General features: G+C 65.9%; 10 protein-coding genes. 7 read left to right on the top strand and 3 right to left on the bottom strand.

Going from position 1 to position 8,174, the window contains the following annotated elements:
* Positions 1-411: 411 nt before the first annotated feature.
* From rpsB to WAO18_RS20315, 3 genes are read left to right on the top strand one after another with little or no spacing between them, the layout of a single operon-like run.
* The gene (rpsB, locus tag WAO18_RS20325) at positions 412-1,251 is read left to right on the top strand and encodes a 30S ribosomal protein S2 (RefSeq protein ID WP_422208035.1); all 840 of its coding nucleotides are present in this window, start codon (positions 412-414) and stop codon (positions 1,249-1,251) included.
* A 1-nt stretch (position 1,252) separates the two neighbouring features.
* Positions 1,253-2,068: a translation elongation factor Ts gene (tsf, locus tag WAO18_RS20320; protein ID WP_422208034.1), complete on the top strand. Its 816-nt coding sequence runs from the start codon at positions 1,253-1,255 to the stop codon at positions 2,066-2,068.
* A gap of 10 nt (positions 2,069-2,078) precedes the next feature.
* Positions 2,079-3,488, top strand: a complete 1,410-nt coding sequence (locus tag WAO18_RS20315; RefSeq protein WP_422208033.1) for an amidase — start codon at positions 2,079-2,081, stop codon at positions 3,486-3,488.
* Here WAO18_RS20315 and WAO18_RS20310 read toward each other — a convergent pair.
* Positions 3,485-3,904, bottom strand: a complete 420-nt coding sequence (locus WAO18_RS20310) for a MarR family winged helix-turn-helix transcriptional regulator (protein ID WP_422208032.1) — start codon at positions 3,902-3,904, stop codon at positions 3,485-3,487. The genes WAO18_RS20315 and WAO18_RS20310 overlap by 4 nt on opposite strands.
* A 45-nt stretch (positions 3,905-3,949) precedes the next feature.
* Between WAO18_RS20310 and WAO18_RS20305 the strand changes: the two genes are divergently transcribed.
* Positions 3,950-4,624: a class I SAM-dependent methyltransferase gene (locus WAO18_RS20305; protein ID WP_422208031.1), complete on the top strand. Its 675-nt coding sequence runs from the start codon at positions 3,950-3,952 to the stop codon at positions 4,622-4,624.
* Between the two features lie 20 nt (positions 4,625-4,644).
* Here the strand turns inward: WAO18_RS20305 and WAO18_RS20300 are convergent, their stop codons facing one another.
* Positions 4,645-5,313, bottom strand: coding sequence for an HAD family hydrolase (locus tag WAO18_RS20300; RefSeq protein ID WP_422208030.1), 669 nt, complete (start codon positions 5,311-5,313; stop codon positions 4,645-4,647).
* A gap of 173 nt (positions 5,314-5,486) precedes the next feature.
* Between WAO18_RS20300 and WAO18_RS20295 the strand changes: the two genes are divergently transcribed.
* The 3 genes from WAO18_RS20295 to WAO18_RS20285 all read left to right on the top strand — a co-directional run bounded on the left by WAO18_RS20295 (position 5,487) and on the right by WAO18_RS20285 (position 7,896).
* Positions 5,487-5,900 (top strand): ChaB family protein, encoded by a 414-nt coding sequence (locus tag WAO18_RS20295; protein ID WP_422208029.1) that lies wholly within the window; start codon positions 5,487-5,489, stop codon positions 5,898-5,900.
* Between the two features lie 183 nt (positions 5,901-6,083).
* A complete protein-coding gene (locus WAO18_RS20290) occupies positions 6,084-6,881 on the top strand; it encodes an STAS domain-containing protein (protein WP_422208028.1) in 798 nt (265 codons plus the stop codon).
* Positions 6,882-6,960: 79 nt separating this feature from the next.
* Complete coding sequence (locus WAO18_RS20285; protein WP_422208027.1) at positions 6,961-7,896, top strand: lysophospholipid acyltransferase family protein; 936 nt, start codon at positions 6,961-6,963, stop codon at positions 7,894-7,896.
* A 67-nt stretch (positions 7,897-7,963) separates the two neighbouring features.
* On the opposite strand, the gene WAO18_RS20280 is transcribed toward WAO18_RS20285, so the two are convergent.
* On the bottom strand, positions 7,964-8,174 hold a 211-nt coding region (locus WAO18_RS20280; RefSeq protein ID WP_422208026.1), incomplete at its 5' end, for a CsbD family protein.

Below are 8,174 nucleotides of genomic sequence, written 5' to 3'. Positions count from 1 at the left end.
CAGCAGCACCGTGCGATCGCTCGCCCGGCCCCATTCCAGCCCCTGGAACTCCCACCCGTTGGCCGCGACGGTGACCGCCGTGGCGTCGGGCGAGCTCATGGCCGCAGCGTATCCGGGTCCAGCGATCGCGCCCGGGCGAGGGCAGTTCGCGCAAGCGGCTAGACTTCTCTCAGCGGCTCACCATCAGCGTGGGCCGACTTCGCGTGCCCGCCCGCCGGCTGCTGTTCCCGATGCCGATGGGTAGGCGGTCAGCCTCGGTCCCAACCGGCAACACGCCGGGCCCGGCCCCCTGACCGCGACACCGGGCACCAGGGCAGGCGGCCCATCCGGGCCGTCCGCGACAACCGAGGCCGCACGCCGCGAGCCGAAGGCAGACCCGGCGTGCATGAACGTCAGAGGAGGACGAACGGCATGGCCGTCGTCACCATGAAGGAAATGCTCGATTCCGGCGTGCATTTCGGGCACCAGACCCGCCGCTGGAACCCCAAGATGAAGCGGTTCATCTTCACCGACCGCAACGGCATCTACATCATCGACCTTCAGCAGACCCTGACCTTCATCGACAAGGCGTACGAGTTCGTCAAAGAGACTGTCGCCCACGGTGGCACGGTGCTGTTCGTCGGCACCAAGAAGCAGGCGCAGGAATCTGTGGCGGCCGAAGCAACCCGCGTCGGCATGCCGTACGTCAACCAGCGCTGGCTGGGTGGGATGCTGACCAACTTCTCCACCGTGCACAAGCGCCTGCAGCGCCTCAAGGAGCTCGAGGCGATGGAGCAGACCGGTGGTTTCGAGGGACGCACCAAGAAGGAAATCTTGATGCTGACCCGGGAGAAGAACAAGCTGGAGCGCAGCCTCGGCGGTATCCGCGACATGGCGAAGGTCCCGTCGGCAGTGTGGGTCGTGGACACCAACAAGGAGCACATCGCGGTGGGTGAGGCCCGCAAGCTGGGAATCCCGGTGATAGCGATCCTTGACACCAACTGCGACCCCGACCTGGTCGACTACCCGATCCCGGGCAACGACGACGCGATCCGCTCGGCGGCCCTGCTGACCAAGGTGATCGCCTCCGCGGTGGCCGAGGGCCTGCAGGCGCGCGCCGGTCTGGGCCGCGGCGACGGCAAGCCCGAAGCCGACGCCGCCGAGCCGCTGGCCGAGTGGGAGCAGGAACTGCTGGCTTCGGCGACCGCAACAGCCGCGCCGGCCGAACAGGCCGCCGCGGTCGCAGCCGAATCAACCCTCACGGAAGGCTGAGATGGCGAACTTCACCGCTGCCGACGTCAAGCGACTTCGGGAGCTGACCGGCGCCGGAATGCTCGACTGCAAGAACGCACTTTCCGAAAGCGACGGTGACTTCGACAAGGCCGTCGAGGCGTTGCGGATCAAGGGCGCCAAAGACGTCGGCAAGCGTGCCGAGAGGGCAACGGCCGAGGGCCTGGTCGCGGCCAAGGACGGCGCGCTGATCGAACTGAACAGCGAGACCGACTTCGTCGCCAAGAACGCGGAGTTCCAGAAGGTCGCCGATGAGATCGTCGCTGCGGCGGCCAAGTCCAAGGCCGCAGACGTCGACGCCCTCAAGGCGGCCAGTGTCGGCGACAAGACCGTCGAGCAGGCCATCGCCGAGCTGTCCGCCAAGATCGGGGAGAAGCTCGAACTGCGCCGGGTCGCATACTTCGATGGCACCGTCGAGACCTACTTGCACAAGCGCGCCGCCGACCTGCCCCCGGGCGTCGGAGTGCTGGTCGAGTACACCGGCAACGATGCGGCTGCCGCGCACGCGGTGGCGCTGCAGATCGCTGCGCTCAAGGCTCGCTACCTGACTCGGGAAGACGTGCCCGAGGAGGTCGTGGCCAGCGAGCGGCGTATTGCCGAGGAGACTTCGCGCGCAGAGGGCAAGCCCGAGCAGGCGCTGCCCAAGATCGTCGAGGGTCGACTCGGCGGCTTCTTCAAGGACGTCGTGCTGCTCGAGCAGCCGTCGGTGTCCGACGGCAAGAAGACGGTCAAGGCGCTGCTCGACGAAGCCGGTGTCACTGTGACGCGGTTCGTCCGTTTCGAGGTAGGCCAGCAGTAGCATCAGCCGGATGCGACACGTACACGCATTCGGTGACGACGCGCTCGGGCACCTCGACGCCGTCGGTCTGATCGATGCCATCAAATCCGGCCGGGTAGGTCGGGCCGAGGTCGTCGAGGCGGCCATCGCCCGCACCGAAGCCGTCAACCCCGCCCTGAACGGCGTGGCCTACGAGGCTTTCGACCGGGCCCGGGCTCAGGCGGCGGCTCCGCCGCGGGCCGGCTTCTTCAGCGGCGTGCCCACGTTCGTCAAGGACAACGTCGACGTCGCGGGGCTGCCGACGATGCGCGGCACCGACGCGTGGCCGCCGCGCCCCGCCGAGGTCGACAGCGAGTTCGCCCGGACGTATCTGGCCACCGGAATGACGTCGCTGGGCAAGACCCAGATGTCGGAATACGGCTTCAGCGCCTCGGCCGAACACCCCAGGCTCGGGCCGGTGCGCAACCCCTGGAACACCGACCACACCGCGGGGGCGTCGTCGTCGGGCTCCGGCGCATTCGTGGCCGCCGGCGCGGTGCCGATTGCCCATGCCAACGACGGCGGCGGTTCAATCCGAATTCCGGCGTCCTGCAACGGACTTGTCGGGCTGAAGCCGTCCCGTGGCCGGCTACCGCTGGACAAAGAAGTCAGACAAATGCCGATTCGCATCGTCGCCAACGGCGTGGTCAGCCGGTCGGTGCGCGACACCGCCGCGTTCTACCGAGAAGCCGAACGCATCTGGCGGGCGCCCAAGCTCCCGCCGATCGGAGACGTGCAGCACGCCGGACAAAAGCGGCTGCGCATCGCCGTGATCACCCACTCACTGCTACGCGAGTCCAGTCCCGAAGTTCGCGAGCTGACATTGAAATCGGCCGGCTTGCTCGAAGAGCTCGGCCACAGCGTCGATCATCTCGAAAAGCCTCCGGTGCCTTCGAGTTTCGTGTCCGACTTCGTGCTGTACTGGGGACTGTTGGCACTGGGTCAAATCCAGCAGAACAAACGCGCCTTCGAAGGGTTCGACGTCACCCGGTTAGACAACCTGTCCCGGGGCCTGGATCGCCATGCGCGACGCAATCTGCATCGCCTGCCGCTGGCGCTGCTGCGTCTGTCACGCACGCAGCGCCACACAGCGCGCCTGGCCCGCACCTATGACGTGGTGTTGACCCCGACGCTGGCCGACGAGACGCCGCAGATCGGCTATCTCGACCCGATGGCCGACTACCAGCAGATCATCGACCGCCTGCAGGACTGGGTCGCGTTCACGCCGTTGCAGAACATCACCGGGGAGCCGTCGATCTCGTTGCCGCTGGCGGTATCCGGCAACGGATTGCCGATCGGAATGATGTTCTCCGCGCCGACGGGCCAGGAAGCCCGCTTGCTGGAGCTGGCTTACGAGCTCGAAGAAGCCCGGCCCTGGTCGCGTATCGACGAACAAACCTAGTCGGGACCCAGCGCCGCCAGCATTCGCTTGAACTCCCGCTGCTGCGACGCGGACAGCTTGGCCAGCACACGGGCGTCGGCCTCGCGCACCGCGGCCTCCGCGCGTCTGAGTTGCGTCCGGCCATCAGTGGTGAGCGAGGCCGGCAATGCACGGCCGGATGCGACCGAGGCGGGGCGTGTCACCACCTGGGCGCTCTCCAGCCTGTGCAGCACCGTGTTCATCGCCTGCGGTGAGACATTGCCCAGCCGGGCCAGCTCCGCGCTGGACAATCCGGGGCTCATGGAAAGCATTCGCATGCAAACGAATTCGGGCAGCGTCAGGCCCATCGGGCTCAGTGCGGCTGCTACTTCCGGCCGCAGCGTTGCCATCACCTGAAAGAGCAGGTATCCAAGCGGCGCATCCTCCGTGGTGCCCATATCAACGATGTTGACACATATCAGCCTTGTTGATATATCTGGGGTATGACTGAAACTCAGAAATTCGACTTCGATTTCGATCCGGCCTACCGTGGCGAGGCCGCCGAGTTCTCTGGCCGACCGCCATGGAGCCTGGGTGAGCCGCAACCGGAGATCGCCGCGCTTATCGACCAGGGCAAGATCCAGGGCGACGTGCTGGACGCCGGCTGCGGCGAGGCCGCGCTGGCGCTGCACATGGCGGCGTTGGGGCACAACACGGTCGGGCTGGACGCCTCGCCCACGGCGATCAAATTGGCCAGGGCGGAGGCCGCCAGGCAGGGGCTGACGAATGCCTCATTCGAGGTGGCCGACATTTCCGCATTCACCGGTTACGACGGCCGGTTCAACACGATCGTGGACAGCACGCTGTTCCATTCCATGCCTGTTGAGTTACGAGAGGGCTACCAGCGCTCGATTGTCCGAGCCGCCGCGCCGGGCGCGTCGTACTTTGTGCTGGTGTTCGCCAGGGTCGGTGACGGTGGTCTGGCGAACCCGGTGACCGAGGACGAGTTGCGCGACGTGGTGTCGCGCCACTGGGTCGTCGACGAGATCCGGCCGGCCAGGATTCACGCCAACTTCCCCGACGGCAATCACCCGGAGTTTCCCTTCGACGACATTCGCGACGAGGGCAACGGACGCAAATCGGTACCGGCCTGGCTGCTGTCGGCGCACCTGGGCTGACCGGGCGGCGGCGAAACCCGCTACGTTCCAAGGAGTTGACAGAACTCGCCTAAGTGATCGCGCACATCCAGTGGCCCCTCGTAGACGAGGGCGGCGCCGGCATCTTCTAAAGCGTTGCGGGCGGTGCCGCCGCTGAGCACCGCCGCAGCCGAGACACCGGCGCGCCGGGCCGCTTTCATATCCCACACGGCATCTCCGAGGAAGATCGCCTCGGCCGGGTCGGCCTCGATGCGTTGTAGCGCGGTGGCGACGATGTCTGGATGCGGCTTTGCTCGCTCCGCGTCGGCGGCTGAAGTCACTGCGCAGATCAGATCTTCGGCGTCCAGCGTGTCCCGCAGTACGGCCAACTCCTCCTCGCCGGCCGACGTGGCGAGCACGGCACGCCAGCCGCGTTTTGCGACGGCCTCCAGCAGTTCCCGGGCGCCGGGGAGGCGACGTACGAGTGGGGCGGACTCGACGAAGTATTTGGTGTGCAGCTTCTCGACGTGTGCGCCGTGGGTGTCCGCGTTGTCGTCACCGAGCAGCGTGCGCAGGAGTTCGGACCCAGATCGGCCGATCTGGCCGAGGATCCGCCAGCACGGAACCTCGATGTCGACGTCCAGAAACGCGCGGTGCCAGGCGACGACGTGGTGGAAGTTGGAGTCGACCAAGGTCCCGTCGACGTCGAACAGAACGGCGGGCTCGACCATTGGCGTAGTCCTTTCGGTTGATTCGAGGCGAATGGTGGGTACCCAGCGCGAGATCTGATCACGCGGCCAGTCCCACAGCCAACCGGGATCCGTGGATTGTCCGGGCGTCCCCCGGGACATTTCTCAACAGCCGTGTGGTCACAAGATGGCGGCGCGGTCGAGGAGGGTTAGCGATGCCGAAGACCACAAAGGGCGGTAAACCCAAGACTGACGAGTTGCCCAGCACTGTGCAACGGTCGAATACCAAGGCGCAGCGCACATTCGCCAAGGCGCACGACGCGGCCGCCGACCAGTACGGCAGCGAATCGCGCGCCCACCGCGTCGCGTATTCGGCCCTCAAGCGCAGCTTCGAAAAAGTCGGCGACCGTTGGCTTCCCAAGAAAAAGAAGGGCCCCTCAGATGCTCGCGCCGAGCGGGGTGGCTTACACAACCCCATCCCGTCGGCCGAGGGCGTCGACGCCAATGCCAGCAAGAAGCATCTGGTCGACGTTGCCCGTCGGCTCGACATCCCCGGTCGGTCGCGGATGGACAAGTCGCAGCTGGTCGAGGCAATCATGAAGCGCAACCGCCAAGCCCGGGGTCGGTAGCGAATAGATTGCCGACCTCCGCGGGTGTGGTGTCTACCACTACCGCCGAAGCTGGCCGGGCGAACTCGCACGCCTGGTGCGAGGATTAGCCGTCTGCCGGTGACGGGCCGCCTGCCTCACCGCGAAGGCGTTCACACCGGCGACCACGATCACATACGATCTTGAGGTCGAGTAGGTGAAACCATGAGCCGCCCGGCGTTACGTCACCCTCTGGACGAAGAGTGGGTCATGCTAGGTGGCCACAGTGAGCTGCGGGTCGGTGTCACCGATGTCGGCGATGCTTGCGTGCTGGTCCTCGACGGGGCGCTGGATGCCTCGACATACGCCCCGATACGCGACGCCATTGTCAGTGCGGCGCTGGATGAACCTCAGGCCGTCGTGATCGACATCACCGGGCTGACCGTTCGAGAAGATCCGGCGTGGGCTGTGTTCACCAGTGCCCGTTGGCAAATCGCCGAGTGGCCGAACGTGCCGATCGGGCTGGTATGCGCCCACGATCAAGGCGTTAATGCCTTGCAGCGCAACGGTATAACGCGATATGTGCCGGTGTATCCAACACTCGAGGAGGCGCTGGCCGAGCTGGCCGTCGATGTAATGCGGCGCTATCGGCGTCGTGCCGGCGCTTCTTTGCCGGCGTTACATGGCAGCATTCGCCGCTGCCGAGAGTTGAGCGCTCAATGGTTGAACGAGTGGTCGCGGGCCGACTTCGTCCATGTGGTGGCCATCGTGGTGACCGAGCTGGTCGAGGCCGCACTTGGTGATACCGACAGCGAGTTCTCGTTTCGGGTGGAGACGGACGGGTCGACGGTATCGGTCGCCGTACAACACGGGGGCATATTGCACCACCCGCAGCGGAAATCCTTGCGGGACAATGTCTCCAGTCTCGACTTGGTCGCCGCGAACAGCCGGGCCTGGGGCGCCTACGCCGCCACGACCGGCAACACCGTGTGGGCTGTCGTCGGCCCGGAAAACCGCTTCTGAGCGATTGCGGGGGGCATCGTCCTGGTCGGCCAATCTGGCGCGGGGATTGCCCAGCTTCGAATCGGGTATGCGACCCGGTATGAGTGTTAGAGATCACCGGCCTGCCCAAGTACGCCGGCAGGCACAACGTCAGGCCGAACAGGCGCGGAGTGCGATGGAAGACCGGCGCGAAGGTAAAGCCGGCGGTGTGAGCGGCTGGGTGGCCGAGCGGGCGGGTGAGTGGGATCTCAGCGGTACCGATGAGACGTCGCTGCAACGTCAAAAGTTCTTTTGGAATCTACTGGTGGATTATTGGTTCCGCATGGAGATCGACGGCTGGGAAAACGTCGGCGACCCACCGGCCCTGCTGGTTGGCATTCATTCGGGCGCGCCATTTGTCTGGGACGCCTGGACCGTTGGCCTGCAGTGGTGGCGCCGTTTCGGGCCGGAACGGCCCCTGCACGGCACCGCCCACGATGCGCTGATGGCCATTCCGGGGTTCGGTCGCTATTTCCGTTCGATGGGGGTGTTACCGGCGGCTCCGGATGCGATCGCGACAGCCCTGGCCGAGGGGCACGATGTTGCGCTGTGGCCCGGCGGGGAGGTCGACTCGCTTCGTCCGTGGAGTGAGCGCGACCAGGCGAATCTCGCGGGGCGCAAGGGATTCGTGAAGATGGCGATCCGCGCCGGTGTGCCGGTGGTGCCGATCGCAACAGTGGGAGGTGCCGACGCCATGCCTGTGCTGATTCGCGGCGACCGGCTTTCCCGCGCTCTGCGGTTGGATAAGTTGTTGCGACTCAAGGTTTTTCCGCTTGCGATTTCGCTGCCGTGGGGAATCGCGCCCGCGGCGCTGCCACAGCTGCCGCTGCCGGCCAAGATACGGACCCGGTTCATGCCTGCGGTTGAGGTGGACAACGATCCGGCGCGTGCCGACGACGACGAGTACGTCGACCGTAAGTATCATGAGGTCGAAGACAGCATCCAGCGTGGCATGGATGCCTTGGCTCGCAAGCGGGCGTTGCCGGTATTCGGCTAACTGCTCGGCGCCAAGGAAACCCATTGAAGCCCGGTCCATACGGACCGGGCTTCAATGGCTCTAACGCTTAGTTCTGGTGCGACTGCTGACGCTTCTCGGCCGCTTCCGCGCCACCACGGGCAGCTTCGGCTTCGGCTTCCTTCTTGGCGGCGTCACGCTGCGCCTCAGCCTTGTCCTGCTGGGCCTCGCCCTCATTCTCGAGGTCCTTGTTGCCGACGACGCTGCCGACGGCTTCTTTGGCCAGGCCTTTGGCGCCTTCAACAACGCCCTTCACACCC

It is taken from the genome of Mycobacterium sp. (assembly GCF_049278535.1).
Lineage (GTDB): Bacteria > Actinomycetota > Actinomycetes > Mycobacteriales > Mycobacteriaceae > Mycobacterium.
The sequence above is the reverse complement of the archived record's forward strand: the minus strand, read 5'-3'. Positions and strand labels throughout refer to the sequence as shown.